Annotated in this window: 17 protein-coding genes; 9 read left to right on the top strand and 8 right to left on the bottom strand. The window is 45.4% G+C overall.

Annotation, left to right across the window (positions count from 1 at the left end; all coding sequences use genetic code 11):
• Positions 1-69 precede the first annotated feature (69 nt).
• On the top strand, positions 70-2,049 hold the full coding sequence (locus tag B4F66_RS11375; protein ID WP_292353843.1) for a TonB-dependent receptor: 1,980 nt from the start codon (positions 70-72) through the stop codon (positions 2,047-2,049).
• A 48-nt stretch (positions 2,050-2,097) separates the two neighbouring features.
• Here the strand turns inward: B4F66_RS11375 and B4F66_RS11370 are convergent, their stop codons facing one another.
• The 4 genes from B4F66_RS11370 to B4F66_RS11355 form a co-directional block, all read right to left on the bottom strand.
• Positions 2,098-3,408 (bottom strand): MFS transporter, encoded by a 1,311-nt coding sequence (locus tag B4F66_RS11370; RefSeq protein ID WP_292353845.1) that lies wholly within the window; start codon positions 3,406-3,408, stop codon positions 2,098-2,100.
• A gap of 255 nt (positions 3,409-3,663) precedes the next feature.
• On the bottom strand, positions 3,664-4,599 hold the full coding sequence (locus B4F66_RS11365; RefSeq protein WP_292353847.1) for a sodium-dependent bicarbonate transport family permease: 936 nt from the start codon (positions 4,597-4,599) through the stop codon (positions 3,664-3,666).
• A 106-nt stretch (positions 4,600-4,705) separates the two neighbouring features.
• The gene (locus B4F66_RS11360) at positions 4,706-5,455 is read right to left on the bottom strand and encodes an endonuclease/exonuclease/phosphatase family protein (RefSeq protein ID WP_292353849.1); all 750 of its coding nucleotides are present in this window, start codon (positions 5,453-5,455) and stop codon (positions 4,706-4,708) included.
• Between the two features lie 157 nt (positions 5,456-5,612).
• The gene (locus tag B4F66_RS11355; RefSeq protein ID WP_292353850.1) at positions 5,613-6,155 is read right to left on the bottom strand and encodes an ATP-dependent zinc protease family protein; all 543 of its coding nucleotides are present in this window, start codon (positions 6,153-6,155) and stop codon (positions 5,613-5,615) included.
• Positions 6,156-6,378: 223 nt separating this feature from the next.
• Between B4F66_RS11355 and htpG the strand changes: the two genes are divergently transcribed.
• The 4 genes from htpG to B4F66_RS11335 all read left to right on the top strand — a co-directional run bounded on the left by htpG (position 6,379) and on the right by B4F66_RS11335 (position 11,530).
• Complete coding sequence (gene htpG, locus B4F66_RS11350) at positions 6,379-8,286, top strand: molecular chaperone HtpG (protein WP_292354107.1); 1,908 nt, start codon at positions 6,379-6,381, stop codon at positions 8,284-8,286.
• 465 nt (positions 8,287-8,751) lie between these two features.
• Positions 8,752-9,648, top strand: a complete 897-nt coding sequence (hslO, locus tag B4F66_RS11345) for an Hsp33 family molecular chaperone HslO (protein ID WP_292353852.1) — start codon at positions 8,752-8,754, stop codon at positions 9,646-9,648.
• Positions 9,649-9,660: 12 nt separating this feature from the next.
• Entirely contained in the window at positions 9,661-10,932 is a 1,272-nt protein-coding gene (locus tag B4F66_RS11340; protein WP_292353855.1) for an NAD(P)/FAD-dependent oxidoreductase, read from the top strand.
• A 25-nt stretch (positions 10,933-10,957) separates the two neighbouring features.
• Positions 10,958-11,530 carry a hypothetical protein gene (locus tag B4F66_RS11335; RefSeq protein WP_292738266.1) on the top strand — a complete coding sequence of 191 codons (573 nt, stop codon included), beginning with the start codon at positions 10,958-10,960 and terminating at the stop codon, positions 11,528-11,530.
• Between the two features lie 69 nt (positions 11,531-11,599).
• Here B4F66_RS11335 and B4F66_RS11330 read toward each other — a convergent pair whose 3' ends face one another.
• Complete coding sequence (locus tag B4F66_RS11330) at positions 11,600-12,499, bottom strand: mechanosensitive ion channel family protein (protein ID WP_292353858.1); 900 nt, start codon at positions 12,497-12,499, stop codon at positions 11,600-11,602.
• Between the two features lie 207 nt (positions 12,500-12,706).
• On the opposite strand from B4F66_RS11330, the gene B4F66_RS11325 reads away from it, so the two are divergent.
• Positions 12,707-13,111 (top strand): phosphate-starvation-inducible PsiE family protein, encoded by a 405-nt coding sequence (locus B4F66_RS11325; protein ID WP_292353860.1) that lies wholly within the window; start codon positions 12,707-12,709, stop codon positions 13,109-13,111.
• A gap of 14 nt (positions 13,112-13,125) precedes the next feature.
• Here the strand turns inward: B4F66_RS11325 and B4F66_RS11320 are convergent, their stop codons facing one another.
• From B4F66_RS11320 to B4F66_RS11310, 3 genes are read right to left on the bottom strand one after another with little or no spacing between them, the layout of a single operon-like run.
• A complete protein-coding gene (locus B4F66_RS11320) occupies positions 13,126-13,461 on the bottom strand; it encodes a DUF3325 domain-containing protein (RefSeq protein WP_292353862.1) in 336 nt (111 codons plus the stop codon).
• Entirely contained in the window at positions 13,454-15,154 is a 1,701-nt protein-coding gene (locus B4F66_RS11315) for a PepSY-associated TM helix domain-containing protein (protein ID WP_292353864.1), read from the bottom strand. The genes B4F66_RS11320 and B4F66_RS11315 overlap by 8 nt, the downstream gene beginning before the upstream one ends.
• Positions 15,155-15,157: 3 nt before the next feature.
• A complete protein-coding gene (locus B4F66_RS11310; protein ID WP_292353866.1) occupies positions 15,158-15,463 on the bottom strand; it encodes an iron uptake protein in 306 nt (101 codons plus the stop codon).
• Between the two features lie 266 nt (positions 15,464-15,729).
• Here B4F66_RS11310 and B4F66_RS11305 point away from each other — a divergent pair, with 266 nt between their 5' ends.
• From B4F66_RS11305 to B4F66_RS11295, 3 genes are read left to right on the top strand one after another with little or no spacing between them, the layout of a single operon-like run.
• Complete coding sequence (locus tag B4F66_RS11305) at positions 15,730-16,662, top strand: aldo/keto reductase (RefSeq protein ID WP_292353868.1); 933 nt, start codon at positions 15,730-15,732, stop codon at positions 16,660-16,662.
• A complete protein-coding gene (locus B4F66_RS11300; RefSeq protein WP_292353871.1) occupies positions 16,659-17,330 on the top strand; it encodes a DUF6064 family protein in 672 nt (223 codons plus the stop codon). Before B4F66_RS11305 ends, B4F66_RS11300 begins: the two co-directional genes overlap by 4 nt.
• Positions 17,331-17,346: 16 nt before the next feature.
• Positions 17,347-17,817 carry a GNAT family N-acetyltransferase gene (locus B4F66_RS11295; protein ID WP_292353873.1) on the top strand — a complete coding sequence of 157 codons (471 nt, stop codon included), beginning with the start codon at positions 17,347-17,349 and terminating at the stop codon, positions 17,815-17,817.
• Positions 17,818-18,210 lie beyond the last annotated feature (393 nt).

Raw genomic sequence — 18,210 nt, 5'->3', positions numbered from 1 at the left:
CGATGTATATTAAAGAATATATCCAGGTTGGTTTTCAGTGCACTGATAATTCCTGTTTCAGCACAGATCATGGCTGCCGAAATAACAAATGAAAACTACGAGCTTGCTGAAATTAAGGTTGAAAATAATCCGGTGAACAGTTCACAGGTGTTGATTGATCAGCACGATCTGGAATTGTTAGGTGCGAGAAGCCTGGAAGATGCGTTGCGCTTAGTGCCATCAGTCAATACCAGATATGGGGGTGACGGTACTCCTCGCATGGATATCCGTGGATTACGAACTAGGCAGGTCAAGCTTCTACTGAACGGTATCCCTTTTTATTCCACGTTTGATGGTCAGTTTGACCCCAGTCTGATTCCGGCTTTTGCTATTGGCAAAATTGATTTGAATATCGGTAGTTCATCGGTTTTGTATGGTGATGGGGGTATGGCTGGTGTGATGGATATTAAAACCCGCAATGCGATGAGCGGGTTTCAGGCCAGTTCCAAACTGGAACGTGGCTCAGATGACTTCTGGCTAGCCAATGGTCAGGTTGGTTATGGGGATGCCGATCAGGATTTTTTCTTTGGGTATGGTGTGAGAGAGCGAGATGGCTTTTCATTGTCCAATGATTTCACTTCGCCGCTGGAAACTTCTGCAGATAACTTTCAGGATAATGACCAGCGGCGTAACAGTGATGATCGGAGGGAAAACCTGATATTTTCATATAATCGAAATTTAACCGAAAAACTCACTATTGGCATGTTTGCCAGCTATCTTGAAGGCCAGTACGGCAAGCCACCGATTGTCTTTGATAACAATGTAGACGATTTTGCTCAACGTGCCAGGTTTGAGCGTGTTGAGTCTCAGCGAGGCTTTTCTCTTCAACTTGGAGGGGATTATCAACTAGCCGATAACTGGTCAACGCGCTTATGGTTTTTTGAAAACCAACTAGAAGAGCGCAGCGCCAGTTACGATGATAATTCTTTCTCAACTATCACCAGTAATAATACTTTTGCCAGAACAGAGCAGACTAAAACGCATGGAAGCCACGCCCAACTGACAGGTGTAATTCCCACAACCGGATCCAAACTGGCATTTAGTTTTGATCAGCGTAAAGAAAGCTATGAGGAGGCTGGTCTGGAATGCACCATTTCTGGCGGTGGCGGTGGCGGTGGCGGTGGCGGTGGCGGTGGCGGCGCCCAAACTTGCCCATCACGACCATTTACCAAAACCAGTTCCGATGAATCGATCAGGGTAAAATCCTATGCAGCCGAGTTAACACAGCCATTGGCATTTGATATTACGGCTGTGCTGGGTATTGCGAGACATGAACTAGATAAGTCGGGAAATACTGATGAGTCGGCGCACAGCGGGCAATTTTCACTCACTAAACCGATAACCGATATATCAACCCTTTATGGAACAATTGCACGTAAAGTGGATGCTCCAACCATACGTCAATTGTTTGAGCAGGGCTCTGGTAACAGTGAATTGGGTTTTCAAAGGGCCAAACATTATGAAGTGGGTGTGAAAAATCAATGGCAAAAAGGTGCATTGAATATCGCCTTCTGGCAATCAGATATTAAAGATTTTATTGAAAAGGGCAACATCACAGATGTATTTGAAAACCGTGATAAATTGCGTTTTAAGGGAGTTGATATTGATGGCGGATATCAGTTTACGGATAAATTAACCATTAACGCTGGGCTAGGCTTTTTAAGTGCTGAAGATAAGTCATCAGATGCCACTACTGAAAGACTGCAGTATCGCCCTTCACATAAAGCCAGCCTGCAGGCCATCTATCAGTTAACACCACAATGGCAATTGAGCGGGGATATCATTCGTATCGGTTCACAAAATTACTTTAACCGAAAGGATTCAGCTATTCGAGATAAACTCGATAGTTTTGAATTAGTAAATACTCGACTAAAATATACGCTTGCCAATCAGAAGGCCGACTTCTATGTTGGTGTTGAAAACCTTTTGGATGAGGATTACTCCACCAGTTATGGTTACCCCCAGGCAGGCAGGTTTGTTTATACCGGTGTGAATTTACGCTGGAAGTAATTTCCAATAGCCAAATCATAGCTACACTTGACGCTAGCTGCCCTAGCGTCAAGAGCCGCTTTGCCGAAGAGCATTGATGATCCGCTTTTGTTCTTCTTCGGCGTAAAAACTCGGATCATCGAATAAATCACGTTGCTGTTGATCAAACATCATATTAAGTGCCTGGGCACTGGTTTGCACCATCGGTTCAAAGTGGGCATTTTGACCACTAACCAGATCCACCACCCGGCGTCGACGGTAAACGATATAACCGCCAAGTAACAGCAAGACCACTCCGATATAAATCGGTAAGCCATGCGACCCCAGTAATGTCATTAAAGAACCGGACAGCACCGGAGCAAACGCACAGCCGGCTCCATGCAATACCAGCATATCGGATGAACCGGAAACAATTTCATCCGGATGCAGTTGATCGATCAGCTGGGCAACCGAGAGTGGATAAATGGAAAACGCCAGGCCACCCCAGATAAAGAACATACTGAGCAGCAATTTTTGTGAGGACGCTATAATCATCATTATCGATATAGCTGCAGCCAGCATCACCACCCATGTCATGACTTTCGGTCGATCATGCTTGTCCGAATAGCGACCAATTGGAATCTGCAACACCGCACCCCCGATAATGGTCAGGCTCATGATCAAAGCAATACCGCTGATATCGTATCCAAGTTGGGTGGCATAAATAGGTGTCATTGACCAGAAAGCGCCCATAGCCAATCCGGATAAAGACGCCCCGGCAACAGACAGTGGAGCGATTCTTAATAAGTTTTTTAAACTGCTTTTTGGTCTTTCAGTCGCGATGTTGGGTTGATTACGCCTGGTAAGGGTTAGCGGTAAAATCGCCCAGCTCACCAGAATCGATACCAAAGCAAATAATAAAAAGCCTTCTGGCGAATCAAGATGCAACAATTGTTGTGCAAGAGCGAGCGCGCCCAGGTTGACTACCATGTAAAAGGCAAAGATGCGTCCACGTTCATGACTGGCCGCCTGACTATTGAGCCAACTTTCAATCACAGTCATCAGCGTGATATAGGCCAATCCATAAAAGAAACGAAAGCCCATCCACGCCCATTGGTCGATGAAGATAATGTGTAAAAGCGTGGTGGTGGCGCAGATAGAAGCACAAAATGCAAAAGTACGAATATGCCCCATACGACGAATCAAGCGTCCACTCACCCAGGTGCCACAGATAAATCCGACGAAATAAGCTGACATGATCATGCCCATTACTGCACTGGAAAACCCTTCACTGGTTCCTCGTAAGGTTAACAGTGTGCTGATAAGTCCATTTCCAAGAAGCAGGAGAGCAACGCTCCACAAAATCGACTGAATAGGTTTTAGCAACGCCAATGATTGCATGCATAGCTCCTTATTCGACTGTCCATTTGGTTATTTTTGAACCATCACGCACCAAAACAAAGCCGTGATGGATTCTGCAATGCAAATGCACCTAGCCTGGAAAATGCCATTAAACCTGCATTACTAAAGGGGATGAGGGTTAGCATTGCTGATCAGCTTCTTCGCTGCAATTGATTGCTTAAAGTATTATGCAATTGTTGAACCGCATGAAAGCTTGCTGGAAATACTGGCAGAATCAGCCATTGGAAAAACGAATTAACCAATCAGGCTGTGATATAGCGGAATGCCGACAAGCACATTAAATGGAAACGTCAGGCCTAATGCCGCCAGCATAGCTAAACCAATATCAGCTTGTGGAATGGCCGAACGAACGGCAACCGGTGCAGCAATATACGAAGCACTGGCGGTTAAACTTGCCAGGATCAATACGGAGCCGTCTGGCAGTCCGAGCAATTTACCGACAAACAATCCAGCCAACGCTAAGATACTGGGTGCAACGATGGCAAATAGTACTACGGGAATTTTATCGCGTGATAATTTACTCAATGCTTCGGCGGCTACCAGACCCATTTCCAATAGAAATAGTGCGAGCACGCCCATAAATGCCCCAGTGTATAAATCAGTTACCCCGGCGCCTTGCCTTGGGCCATACATCCAGCCAATCAACACCCCGCCAACCAGCAATATAACGCCTCGATTGATTAATGATTCATGCAGGATACTTAACATGCCTCCGGAGGAAGCTTGTTTTACCCCACTGAAATGCCGGTAAAGCATTAAACCGATAATAATGGCTGGTAATTCCAGTAACACCAGATAAAGTGTTACCTGTCCGCCAATAACCAATTGATTGCTTTCTGCATAAGCGAGCGCAACAGCAAATGTCCCGGCACTGACTGAGCCGTAATGTGCAGCAAAACTGGCACTATCAGCCAGATTAAGACGAACCACTTTCAACAGTAATGGAAATAAAATAAGCGGGATCATAAAGCCCAAAAAAGCGACGGATATCAGCTCCGGCATCAGACTCCAGCCCATATTGCCATGTAACGCCATACCGCCTTTGAGGCCAATCGTCAGCATTAATAACAGACTTAAAACATCGTATGCGGCTTTGGGAATGGCCAGATCGGATTTCACCAGACCACCCACCAGGCCAAGCAGGAAAAACATTACTACGATGTCAGGCACAGGCTCTCCTTGAATCTATACAACAAACAAGAGGCGTTATTGTAACGTTATTGGCGGCTTTCGCCGAGCAATTCCTCGTTAAAGATGAGCAGAGATTGGTCTGTATTTAAAATTCAAATGCGGCAATTAATGGAGCATGATCCGACAGCATCTTCCAGGAAGAATGTGGGGGGCATTCACAAAAGGTAGGTTCAAGGCCACGATAATAAATGCGATCCATCTTGAAAATCGGCATCCAGGAGGGCCAGGTTCGTGCATGTTTCTTATGCAGTGTTCGGAAAGCTTCTTTCAAATCTAATCGTTGGGAGAAATGTTTTTCAGCCTGACCGTTCCAGTCATTAAAATCACCGGCAACAATCAAAGGCGCGTTGTGTGGCACATGCTCATCAATGCGTTCACATAGTGTTTGTAGCTGACGTTTACGTTCGGTGCCCGTCAGGCCAAGATGCAGACAGACAATATGCAGTTCCTGCTGGGTGTCAGGAATGTGGATGACACCATGTAACAAACTGCGGCTGGCCCAAGTGTATGGCGAAACATTAATATTTTCCCAACTCTGCAATGCATATTTACTGAGTATGGCATTGCCATGATGTCCTACGCTATAAACGGCGTTTTTGGCATAAGCAAAATGTGGCCACATATCTTCTGCAATAAAATCGCAGTGAGGCCCCGGCCAATGCTGATGTTTTAGCTGATGACCAGTGTGCTCACCTTGAATTTCCTGTAACAGCATAATATCGGCATCGGCTTCTCGTAGTGCTTCCCGCATTTCATGCAGAATGAACTGCCGATTACCGGTATTAAAGCCTTTATGCAGGTTGTAAGTCAGGATTCTAAGTGATTGTTTGGACATTCCATCTCTGAAAAAAGCTTAAAGCAATACAGTAACATCTCTTATGGCTAGAAAATATTACCTATATTAAATCCTTTAAGTCATAGACCAAAAAAAACGCCGGTTCAACTATGAGCCGGCGTTCTGTAATGTGGCTTTTATAATAGCTTTTACGGAATCAAGGTTGTACCACGGGAAGTTCTTCCGGATCTTTCTTTGCGAGCTTCACCTCACATTCCGGTGATGCAACCATCTTTTCCGATGAACTCACCAATAATGAATTTTTCAAAAAGTTGCGACCCACCAGAATCGGGAAGGTCATACGACTGCGATCAGCAAGCGTAAAACGGGTTTCTTCGTAATGGGAGCCAACACACAGACCCATTTCAACTACATATCGTGTTTGTTTACCGCTGGCCTGTTTAATCGTGACTTTATCCACGATGGGCCGGGTCAAAATATATTCTTTATCTTCGTGATCAACAAAGGTAAACCGCACCATTTCCTCGCCGTTCTCTTCAATGACCTTTGTATCAACTGCATACATCGAATTGGTTGCAGCTCCGGTATCAATCCGTGCTTTGGTTTGTATTTCGCCAGGAAATAATGTGACGATTTCTTGATGACCGAGAACCGATTGTTCTTCTATATCAATTTTGTTTTCATTGGCTTGAGTCGTCAGGCTAAATGCCAGTAACAAACTCAAAGATACTTTACGCATGCTGTCTATCCTTTTCATCTTAGGTTGATTTAGTTATTTGAATTGGGTGGGCATCATGGCCAAAAACAGGCTAACACAGCCTTGATTAATTCAAGCTTAATCAAAGTTAAATGGCTGATTTACCAAATTTTTAGGCTTTTATAGTGATGCACTCTTGATATCCAATATGACCAACCCCATCTGTGAGCTATCGTTAAAACAGCCAGATGGAGGCAACACAGAAATGGGCGTTGATGCACATAAGGAAACAATGGGTTTCCAGACAGAAGTCAAACAACTTCTCAACCTGATGATTAACTCGCTTTACAGCAACAAAGAGATCTTTCTGCGTGAGCTGATATCCAATGCGGCCGATGCTGCCGATAAATTGCGTTTTGAAGCGTTATCCGATTATGCGTTATACGAAGAAGATGGCGATCTGAATATCCGTGTTGATTTTGATAAAGAAGCCCGCACCATCACCATCACTGATAACGGTATTGGTATGACCCGTGAAGAAGTCATCAATAATATCGGCACCATTGCTCGTAGTGGTACCAAAGCATTTTTTGGCCAGTTAACTGGTGATCAGGCTAAAGACTCACAACTCATCGGCCAGTTTGGTGTGGGGTTCTACTCTGCATTTATCGTGGCTGATAAAGTCACACTGAAAACCCGCCGTGCTGGTACTACCAAAGAACACGGTGTGCTGTGGGAATCGGCCGGTGAAGGTGAGTTCAATATTGAAACCATCGAAAAAGCCACCCGCGGTACCGAAGTCACTCTGCATTTGCGTGAAGATGAGGATGAATTTCTCAATGGCTGGCGTCTGCGTAATGTGATCCGTAAATATTCTGATCACATCAATCTGCCCATCATCATGCAAAAAGAGCCTGTTCCCGATGAAGAAGGCAAAATTGATGAAAGCATTATCGAAGATGAAACCGTCAATAAAGCCACAGACTTATGGACGTTATCCAAAAACGATATCACCGATGAGCAATACAAAGAGTTCTACAAGCAGATTGCTCACGACTTTCAGGATCCATTGAGCTGGAGCCATAACAAGGTCGAAGGCAACACCGAATACACCTCACTGCTGTATATCCCATCCAAAGCACCGTTTGATCTGTGGGATCGCGATCGTATGCACGGCATCAAGCTGTATGTGAAACGCGTGTTTATCATGGAAGACAGTGAACAACTGATGCCTCGTTATCTGCGCTTTATCCGCGGTGTAATTGATACCAATGATCTGCCATTGAATGTGTCGCGTGAAATCCTGCAAAGCAGCAAAGTCATTGATACCATACGTGCTGCTTCAGTGAAGAAAATTCTCTCTGAACTGAATAAAATGGCCAATAACGAACCTGAACAATATGCTGAATTCTGGAAAGAATTCGGTCAGGTGATCAAAGAAGGTCCAGGCGAAGACTTTGCCAACAAAGAAGCATTGGCCAAATTACTGCGCTTTGCCAGCACTGAAACCGGTAATGCCGATCAAACCGTTTCATTGGAAGATTATGTCAGTCGGATGAAAGACAAGCAGGACAAAATCTTTTACATCACTGCCGAAAGCTATGCTGCGGCGAAAAACAGTCCGCATCTCGAAGTGTTCCGTAAGAAAGGCATTGAAGTCCTGTTGCTCACCGACCGCGTCGATGAATGGCTGGTGAACTCTCTGACTGACTTTGACGGCAAACACCTGCAATCCGTTGCCAAAGGCGATCTGGATCTCGGTGAGCTGGAAGACGAAGAAGAGAAAAAAGCGCACGAAGAAGTCGAGAAAAACTTCGAAGATCTGGTTGAGCGGGTCAAGAAAACCCTGGATGAGAAGGTCAAGGATGTTCGCATCACTCATCGTTTGACCGATTCACCAGCCTGTCTGGTGGCCGATCATTACGATATGAGCGGTAACCTGGAACGCATGCTCAAAGCTGCAGGCCAACAGGTTTCAGCCAGCAAACCAATCCTGGAACTCAATCCGGAACATCCAATGGTTGCTAAACTGAAAGACGAACAGAACGATGAACAGTTCAGTGACTGGACATCCATTATCTTCGATCAGGCTTTATTGGCCGAAGGCGGACAACTGGAAGATCCGGCCAGCTTCGTCAAAAAACTGAACGCGATGTTATTACAACGCGCATAAATGGAAATCAGCCCATTACTCGGTTTGTAAGAGTAATGGGCTTTTTCATCATCTTTTACCCTGACTGCTTAAACTTAAATCCTAATCTTCGGTTCTACAAAACATTTGCTCATGGTAGGTTGGGTTGAAGCATGAAACCCAACAATCCACGCTTGTTTTAATCACACTTGCCCCCCCACAACCGAATCACAATCTAATTCCTCGAAAAAGTACCCTAACCATCGCGAGGCACAGTGCTGATGAATATCAATTAAAAAAGCTTGATTCAGCTGTGCAAGAATATTCAGTCGCATTTGCCAGCCGCGCTGAGAGATTTTTTAGCCGCCCGAAGCCGCTGATAGTTTATGGCTTGATCTTCTCAGGGGTAAACCCCACTTGTATTCAGATACGTTAAAATGTCGCTATCATTCGGCAGCTTCATTTGCCATATAACCGCCCGCTACAGGTGCAGTGTGAGGATTTATCATGCAAGACGACGCCATTCAGGCAGATCATTTACAACGTTTCATCTTTGATAATGCCGCTATCCGTGGCGAATGGGTGCAACTTAAAAAAACCTGGCAAACGGTTAAAGTTCAACGGGAATATCCACCTGCGGTTGCTGGCTTGTTGGGAGAAATGCTGGCAGCGGCAGCGCTATTGGCTGAAACAGTCAAAATGTCCGGCCGATTGGTATTGCAATGTCGTTCCGATGGGCCGGTATCGTTATTAATGGTTGAATGCACCAGTGATCACACTCTCCGTGGTTTAGCGAACTGGGAGGGTGAAATTGCTGATGATGCCACGATGCAGCAAATGCTCGGCGACGGTAATCTGGCGATTACTATTGAAAATGTTGAAGCCAAACAACCCTATCAGGGCATTGTCAGCGTCCAGGGCGAGTCAATTGCTGAAATGCTGGAAATGTATTTTGCGCAATCTGAACAATTGAAAACCCGTATCTGGTTATCTACCGATGAGCAGACTTCCGGTGGGTTGATGCTGCAACAATTACCTGATCAGGATCCGGAACAGCATGATGAAAATTGGACGAGGATTAATTTTCTAGCCGATACCGTGACCTATGAAGAACTGCTGAACTTGGATGCAGTCTCTTTGTTATACCGATTATTTAACGAAGAAATGGTAAGACTATTAAGTACAACCGTATTGGAATTTGCCTGTACCTGCTCGCGCCAGCGAGTGGCTGATACCATCAAGTTACTGGGACGGCAGGAAGCAGAAGACATTATTGCCGAACGAGGCTTTGTTGAGTTGGCCTGTGAGTTCTGCAATACCCATTATCAGTTTGATCCAGTGGATGTGGCAGGCTTATTCAGTGACCCGCTTAATATTCAGAATGACTCGGATACGCTGCATTAATTCAGGATAGATATGGCACATATTGTCATTATCGGAGCAAGTACCGGCGGTTTACCCGCTGCTTATGAATGCCGTGCTGCTCTAGATAAAACGCACCATATCAGCGTAGTTTCCAATACGCCGATATTTCACTTTGTACCCAGCAACCCCTGGGTCGCTGTTGGTTGGCGAAAACGTGAAGATATCAGCTTTAAACTGGCCTCGGTTTTATCCAGCAAAAATATCGATTTTTATGATTCCGGTGTTGCCAAAATCAAACCGGCTACCGATCAGATTTTGTTGGGTGATAACACCATTCTTAATTACGATTTTCTGATTGTGGCAACCGGGGCCAAGCTGGCATTTGATGAAATCGAAGGCTTTGGTCCGCATGCCCATACTCACTCAATCTGCACCGTTGATCATGCTGAAGACAGCTACCAGGCTTGGCGTGAATTTCTGAAAAATCCTGGCCCGATTGTGGTGGGTGCTGTTCAGGGTGCTTCCTGTTTTGGTCCTGCCTATGAATTTGCTTTCATCATGAATCGGGCATTACGTAAGGCCAAAGTACGGGATCGGGTACCAATGACGTTTGTCACTCCTGAACCGTATATCGGCCATATGGGATTAGGCGGCGTAGGTGATTCAAAAGGGCTGTTCGAGTCCGAGTTTCGCAAAAACGATATCAAGTGGATCACCAATGCCCGTGTTAAGTCCATCGAAAAGGGCCAAATGCTGGTCGAGCAGGTAGACGATAATGCCGAGACCATCAAAACCCATCAACTGTCATTTGATTACAGTATGTTGATTCCAGCGTTTAAAGGGGTTGATTGTGTTGCAAATCTGAATGAAGAACTGGTCAATCCCCGAGGCTTTCTTAAGGTCGATGAATTCCAGCGTAATCCGGTTTACCCAAATATTTATGGGGTTGGTGTCTGTATTGCGATTCCCCCAGTTGAAGTGACTGCTTTACCCGTGGGCGTGCCGAAAACCGGTTATATGATTGAAAGCATGGCCAAAGCAGCGGTGGCCAATATTCAAGCCGCTATCGAAAATCGTCCGATTAAAACCCGCGCCAGTTTAAATGCTGTCTGTCTGGCGGATATGGGACACACGGGAGCTGCATTTGTCGCCTTACCACAAATTCCCCCACGCAATCTGGCCTGGATGAAAAAGGGCCGTTGGGTTCAATGGGCGAAAATGGCCTTTGAAAAATACTTTCTGTTCCGTATGAAACGTGGCCTGCCAGAGTCTTTCTACGAACGCTGTCTGCTACGTTGCTTTGGAATCAGCAAAATTAAATAATGTTATGAAAGCAACTTCTATCAGAATGTGGTGGCTGATCTTATTCATGCCAATCATGCTGATGTTAAATGGTTGCTCTGGTCGAATTATCCCACCTCAACCTCCGGAAAGCCCGCGGGCAGTATTTGTGCTCGATCACGGACACCACTCGAGTTTAATCATCGAAGATAAACAAGGGGATATGACACGCTATTCCTACGGCGACTGGCGGTATTATGCAGAAGGGAATACCGGCATCTGGTCCGGTCTACGGGCCTTATTTGTTCCCACTCAAGCAGGATTAGGTCGTAAACAACTCTCCGGGCCCGCGTCCATTGAGAATATCCATAACCAGATAACCGTTGTTATCGCAAATGCCGTTTCAATTGAAGCAGAAGCCAAAGCGGTAGATGATTTACAGTTAAAACTTGAAAAAATTTATCGACAGAACCAGGGGCAACAAATTTATCACGGGACATTTGATCTTTATTTTGTACCCTATCCTAAACCCTACAGTTTCTGGCATAACTCCAATCATATGCTTGGTCAGTGGCTTAGTGAGCTGGGCACTGATATTCATGGCTGGCCATTATTCTCAAACTGGCAGCTCCAACCCTGATTGAGAATTCGTATAACGTTGTTTCAAAGCCTTAGATGAAAAACTTTTGGTCGAGTGACCACTAAATGTTTATTTTTCGATGGTTACGGCCAGTTTTCCCGAGCGAATATGTAAATCACGTTGCGGGAATGGAATTTCGATATCTTTTGCCCGAAGCTGGGTTTCGATTTCCCATAAAAATAACGCTTTGGTACGAGCCGGTCGGCTCATTAACTCATTCCCAACCCATATCACTAATTCAAAATTCAGACTGCTATCGCCAAACTCAGTTAACCAAACCTCAGCAAGTTTGCCCGGATCACCCGTTATCGCCCCCGGAACATGAGAGGCGGCCTCAAGTGCTGCTTCACGAACCAGTTCTTTATCAACACCATAAGCGACACCAAATGGAACATGGATTCGGCGCAGTTTCTCGCTAAAACTCCAGTTGGTGACCTGTCCATTAATAAACTCCGAATTTGGCACCAGAATATCGATATTATCGCGCGTAGTGATGCGGGTATAACGCAGGCCAATTTCCTGAACAATGCCGGTAGTGGCGTTGGATATTTCGATAAAATCACCGACTTTCAGCGACTTTTCTAGGATCAGGATGATGCCTGAAATAAAGTTACTGACAATATTTTGCAGACCAAAACCAATACCGACGCCTATTGCACCACCGATAAAAGCCAGACCGGTCAGATTAAACCCAATATAAGATAGGCCAACTAATGTGGCACTGATCCAGATGAAGTAACGAAACAGTCTGCTGATGAGATAAAAAGTAGAATCATCGATATGCCGATAGGACTTCCCCAGCGTCATGCGTTGCAGGATTTTCTCGACTTTGGCTGATGCCCACCAGGCAACAAAGACAATCAATACAAATCCAAGCATATTCGAAATGGTGATACCGGAATCCGATCCCATTATGGGCGTTGTCATCCAACGAATAAAAATATCCCAGTAATAATCAAATTCATTCATAAAGCAATTTCTCAAGTGATGTAGCTTTCATTCTGTTTCAATCACTTTCGTATGTCGAGGCCAATGATTTCAGTTAGCTTTCCACAATGGTGAATTTTGACCCACAGTCCAGACACATTCGAAATTTTCGGAATAGCAGACAATAAGCTTTACAAATTTGGCTGCTAGGCTACTATCCGCTCTGAAAAATTTATTGAGATAGTCTACATGTCAGAAAAAATTAAAACGGTAGTGAATCAAGGATTGGCAATTGCCCAGGATATCGGGCTGATCATTGTGGCTATCGCCACCCTGGTCGCTGTGGGAATTGAAATCAATTTCATGGTTGAAAACGGTACAGTACTGCTGACAGATTTATTGTTGTTGTTTATCTATCTGGAAGTGTTGACCATGGTCGCGGTCTATTACAAATCAGGTGAGTTACCTATCAAGTTTCCGTTATACATCGCGATTGTCGCGCTGGCACGGTACCTGATTCTGGATATGAAAAACATTGATACCTGGCGGATTCTTGGGATAACCGTGGCAATTCTCTTGTTAGGCTTATCCATCATTGTGATTCATTACTGCAAAACAAATCTGTTTGAGAAAGACGCCAGAGATGAGAACTAACATTCACTACGTCTTTAGTTAAGTTCACTACGATTAAATAGCCAGAGTATCGGCTTAAGCCAATGCTGACGCCAGGTAAGGATGGTCGCAATGCCTTTTGCCGCTAAACTTAACAACATTACCCAGACTAAAACGGCCATCGTTGGATGATCGGCAGCAAGACACAAAAGCAATGCCACCACCAGACTGGAATAACCCAAAATACGCAGGCTAAGTTGTTCGGAACGTGAGGGGAGACTGGTTTCGATACCGGTAACCTGCCGCCAATGATTTGGCAGGCTGAGTGAAAGCGAGGCCATGCCCAACATAGTGGCAAAAATAGCAGCTATCCAACAAACGATCTCAACCACGGCTAGCCTCCAGGTTTTGTGCAGAAAATTCAATGGCCTTATGCACAGCAACATTTTCACGCCTTTTCAGAAATCTGGCGGCATAAATCGCAATCGCACTGCTGACCAGCAAGCTTAAATCCACCCCAGCTACCGGCCAATAATGAAATGCAGTTTTCAAAAGATGATCGCCAGTAGTAATCCAGTTAAGAATCACCGCAGCAACGGCAAGCACAGCAAATAAAATGCTCTGTTCACGCCAGGCAGGTGAAATACGCATATGACGAACGGCAGAGCTGCGCCAGAAAGCATGCAGTAACATCACGCCCCAGCTTCCCCAGAACACCACCTGTTCCCAGTAACCTTTGCCAACCATTTCGGCTGGTAGTAACCGGTTAGCCACTAACATACTTACCGTGGCCACTAACATGCCAGTCACGGTCGTTACCGCTAAAGCATCAACCACCTGACTACCAGAGCTACCCTGCAGCGTATGCTGGCGTTTACGTTTTTCAACGAAGAAGATAAAACCGGTAGCAATGCAGATGGCGCCAACCAGACCACCAAACACATACAGCCAACGCAGAAACCAATGTTCAAAATGCTGTAAATGCAAACCGGTTAGAAATTCTTCAGTTTCTGCAATAGCGGAGCGGGGAGGTTCTTCACGGATTAATTCGCCCGTAATGCCATTGAAATGCATGCCTTCACCAACCAGTGCCACCCGATCACTGCCAGCTCGATAAATGCTCACATAACTGTTGGCATCATCCACATGATTAATCTGCAAAAAGCCTACTTCACCTGGCATATCCTTTTCAGCCCAACGCTGTTTAGCCTTGGCAACCATCGCATCAATGGAAGCCATCTCTGTGGGAACGCCGGCACGATCATGCGGCAGACCGGTTTCATTGGCCTCAACCATTTCGTGATATTTATGTAACGGTTCGAGCTGGGTATGTGTTACCGGAAAGAAGAAGAAACTGGCAAAAATCAGCAAACCGGTAAAGGTGAAGAAGAAATGAAACGGCAACGCCACCATGCCGGTAAGGTTATGTAAATCCAGTACGCTGCGTTGGGTTTGTTTGGTGGGGCGGAAAGTGAAGAACTCACGAAACCGTTTACGGTGAATAATGACGCCACTAACCAGTGCCGCCATCATAATAAATGCGGCGATACCGACGATATAAATCCCAATTCGATTCCAGTTCCAGTTCAGGCTGAAATGCATTGGATAGAAAAATTTGCTACCTATTTTTAACTGATCATCAGGCAGGGCTTTACCGGTACGTGGATCAATGGTGATATTGCCATGAATATGATTGTGGCCTTCCGGATCCAAAGGTTGTGGCACCCGAAAACCAACACCCATAATTAATACCGGATCACGATGCGTGGTGTAGGCCCAGAACTCATCAGCAGGTAATTCGGTGCGAGGCGTCATTGGCCCCTGACTTGTATCATGCAACAGGGGCATGTTGGTGTTGTAGTCTTCTTCATTGGGTTCAACCGAACGCAGAATGGGCAACAACATCTCATCAAATGATGGCATTACCTGTGGTTCAAATCGGGTTTCCGGAATCGACCAGCGATCAATCTCGCGATCAAAAACCGACAGGCTTCCAAAAAAGAAGACCACCATCAGAATAAAGCCTAAGGTCAGGCCAAACCACGTATGCAGCCAAGCCATTGCCTGTCGAAAGCTACTGAACATGGATTAAATTCCTTGTAAAAATGACTGTTGCACAACACTGGCCAGTAGGGTCATAGCCACACCACCGCCAAACAGGATTAGCCACAACCAGATTAATTTATCGGTGGCCATGCCCCACAAAAACAAACTCAAATAGACCAGCAAACCCAGCATCAGCATGCCCATCTCAGCATCATGAAACTCCACACCAAGTGGAATTAACGCCGCGATAACGATGGCAATCAAACCCCAGGTGAACAGGTAGCCACCTACAAGACTGGCAAAAATCCGACTGGCAATTGGCCAGGCAGGAGATGAAAAATTTGGCATGAAAACGGACCTGTTTGAAAAACGAAAAAGCATAACCAAGAGTAAGCAAAACCAATGCTCGTAAACGCTAATGCTAAATGATAATAATTAACATTCACATTGTATAGCGTATAGGGGCGTATTTCAAAGTAGAAAATGCGTCTAAAAATGACAAACCCATTAAATTGTCAGTGAGCTATTTGTACTGGTATGGTTTGATTAAATATTGAGCAGCAACCATTACATGCTGGCAAAGTGCTGAAATGAAATCACAAGGAGCGCTGACCATGACCAATCGCTTCACCCGCAGACAAAGTCTCAAGTTGATCGGTGCCGGTCTTGCCATGACTATGCTGCCATCGATGTCGAGCTTTGCGGCAAGCAATGAACTGCTTCAGAAATCTTATTCTGGTAACAAAAAGCTACCGGTCATCGGTATGGGAACCTGGCGAACGTTCAATGTCGGCACCGATCCAAAGTTGCTTGATGCCCGAACCGAAGTGGTAAAAACATTTTTCGAGCTTGGTGGTGGCTTGATTGATTCCTCACCCATGTATGGTTCTGCCCCGGATGTCATGGGCTATGCATTGCAACAGTTGGGTATTCCAGACAGCCTTTTTTCAGCAGAAAAAGTCTGGAGTCCTGCGGGCGGTTCAGCGCGTGAGCAGGTTGCTGATCTGCAAGCACGTTGGACTGTCGAGCAATTTGATTTAGTGCAGATACACAACCTGACAGACTGGCGCGAGCATCTGGCAGCACTGCGGGAAATGAAAGCCGAAGGCAAAATCGGCCATATTGGTATTACCACCTCACACGGCCGTCGCCACCAGGAGTTCGAGCAGATCATGGCTAACGAGGATATCGACTTCATCCAGCTGACATACAATATTGCTCAGCGAGAAGCGGAAAACCGTCTGCTACCACTAGCAGAAGAAAAGGGTATTGCTGTTATCGCCAATCGACCCTTTGATGGCGGTAGTCTGATTAAAGGCATGAAACGTCGCGATGAACCACTGCCGGAATGGGCTGAGGCAGAATGCGGCTGCACGACCTGGGCAGATTTTCTGTTGAAATTTATCGTCAGTCATCCGGCGATTACCTGTGCCATTCCCGCGACCACAAAAGTCGAGCATCTGCGAGAAAATATGCATGCGGGTACGAGTCCTATGCCTTCGGCCAGCACCCGGCAAAAGATGGCAGATTATATCGAGTCGTTATGAACACCTGGTCCAGCTACACGCTGCAGGATTTTATTCCCTTTACTGCTGATATCTATTTCCGCCTTCTTGAACGCATGAGTGAAACCTTCTGGCCGTTGCATCTACTGACGTTGGCTTTAGGCGTTGCAGCAGTTTGGTTGGCACTCACCAACCGCGCTCGCCTTGCCAGTGCTCTTATCGCAACTGTTTGGGGCTTTGTCGGCTTTGCCTTCTTTATTCAACGTTATGCTGAACTCAACTGGGCTGGTGGTTATATTGGTTACTGCTTTCTTGGTCAAGCAACCCTGTTGTTATTGCTAGCGCTGATTGGAGTTGCTTTAGACAGCAATCCACGCAAAAGACCAGCTACTTTTATCGGTGTAGTCATCGCCCTTGTTGGATTAATTGGTTTGCCGTTTATCGCACCTTACACTGGCGGGTCCTGGTTCCAGGCAGAAGTATTTGGTATCCATGCCGATCCAACTGCCATAACAACGCTGGGGTTGGTATTGATTATGTTCAGATGTTGGGCCTTGTGGCTTATTGCTATTATTCCAGTACTCTGGTTGCTTGTCTCGGGCTTAACTTTATTGGTTCTAGACGCAACCGCGGCCATTGTTCTGTTTGCCTTATTGGCAATAGGACTAATCGGCCTGGTTTGGAAGAGTGTTGAGTACAGATCTGCTTAAACAGGAACAAAAAAATATGAAGCTCGAGTTTAAATGGTCTCGATTGGAGTTTTTTGCCGCGCTTGAGCTTTACCAGATCATCATGGCTCGCGAATCCGTTTTTGTTGTCGAACAACACTGTCCCTATCAGGAAACAGATGAGTTGGATCCTTATGCATGGCATCTATCTGCTTTGGTAAATGGTGAACTGGCAGCCTATGCCAGAGTGGTTGATCCGGGGATTAATAACAGCCAGCCTTCGATTGGCCGGGTAATGACCCTGAAAAAATTCAGGGGACAAAAGATTGGCCGTGCTCTGATGGAGGAAGCCATAAATTTCACTGAGCGAAAATATCCAGGCAATGACATCAAAATCTCAGCACAGGTTTATCTGCAAAAATTCTATGAGTCGCTTGGATTTCACTCTTCCGGGGAGCCTTATGATGAAGATGGCATACCGCATATTGAGATGATTAAGTCGAGCCAGACACTTTTCGTAAAGTCATAGACAGGAGTAAAGTCAGCCGTCTGGCCAGAAGGAAGTTTTATATCTTTATGTAGGGATCTGTCAGTGGCTGATCCTTGAAACCATGCCAAAGCAGATGTAACTCTGGTCAAGAAAGGTAGAGAACAACAAGTCTAAAATTTAGGATGTAACTGGTTTTCTTGAATTTAGACAAGCAAATAAAATGGGCTAATGCTCTTTTATAGATCTGTCGCAAAATATGGACAGATTTATCTTTGGAGATTTTTCAACTTGCCAAATGCTTTGAATATTTTCATGGATTCTCTATGGCTTTGATTTTGCCTGTCTGGTGGTGGGAGTCGCTCAGCCCTAAACCCTAATATTACTAGTAAAGAGTTTGGTAGTATCAGGTTTGTGTATTTTCCGCAAACATAG

The sequence above is a fragment of the Methylophaga sp. UBA3603 genome (assembly GCF_002375335.1).
Lineage (GTDB): Bacteria > Pseudomonadota > Gammaproteobacteria > Nitrosococcales > Methylophagaceae > Methylophaga.
This window is presented reverse-complemented; position numbering and strand designations above follow the sequence as displayed.

Coding starts and splice junctions, on each gene's coding strand:
- B4F66_RS11375 (WP_292353843.1), top strand. CDS start 70: ATGGCTGCCGAAATAACAAATGAAAACTACGAGCTTGCTGAAATTAAG.
- B4F66_RS11370 (WP_292353845.1), bottom strand. CDS start 3,408: ATGCAATCATTGGCGTTGCTAAAACCTATTCAGTCGATTTTGTGGAGC.
- B4F66_RS11360 (WP_292353849.1), bottom strand. CDS start 5,455: ATGTCCAAACAATCACTTAGAATCCTGACTTACAACCTGCATAAAGGC.
- B4F66_RS11355 (WP_292353850.1), bottom strand. CDS start 6,155: ATGCGTAAAGTATCTTTGAGTTTGTTACTGGCATTTAGCCTGACGACT.
- htpG (WP_292354107.1), top strand. CDS start 6,379: ATGGGCGTTGATGCACATAAGGAAACAATGGGTTTCCAGACAGAAGTC.
- hslO (WP_292353852.1), top strand. CDS start 8,752: ATGCAAGACGACGCCATTCAGGCAGATCATTTACAACGTTTCATCTTT.
- B4F66_RS11340 (WP_292353855.1), top strand. CDS start 9,661: ATGGCACATATTGTCATTATCGGAGCAAGTACCGGCGGTTTACCCGCT.
- B4F66_RS11335 (WP_292738266.1), top strand. CDS start 10,958: ATGTGGTGGCTGATCTTATTCATGCCAATCATGCTGATGTTAAATGGT.
- B4F66_RS11330 (WP_292353858.1), bottom strand. CDS start 12,499: ATGAATGAATTTGATTATTACTGGGATATTTTTATTCGTTGGATGACA.
- B4F66_RS11325 (WP_292353860.1), top strand. CDS start 12,707: ATGTCAGAAAAAATTAAAACGGTAGTGAATCAAGGATTGGCAATTGCC.
- B4F66_RS11315 (WP_292353864.1), bottom strand. CDS start 15,154: ATGTTCAGTAGCTTTCGACAGGCAATGGCTTGGCTGCATACGTGGTTT.
- B4F66_RS11310 (WP_292353866.1), bottom strand. CDS start 15,463: ATGCCAAATTTTTCATCTCCTGCCTGGCCAATTGCCAGTCGGATTTTT.
- B4F66_RS11305 (WP_292353868.1), top strand. CDS start 15,730: ATGACCAATCGCTTCACCCGCAGACAAAGTCTCAAGTTGATCGGTGCC.
- B4F66_RS11300 (WP_292353871.1), top strand. CDS start 16,659: ATGAACACCTGGTCCAGCTACACGCTGCAGGATTTTATTCCCTTTACT.
- B4F66_RS11295 (WP_292353873.1), top strand. CDS start 17,347: ATGAAGCTCGAGTTTAAATGGTCTCGATTGGAGTTTTTTGCCGCGCTT.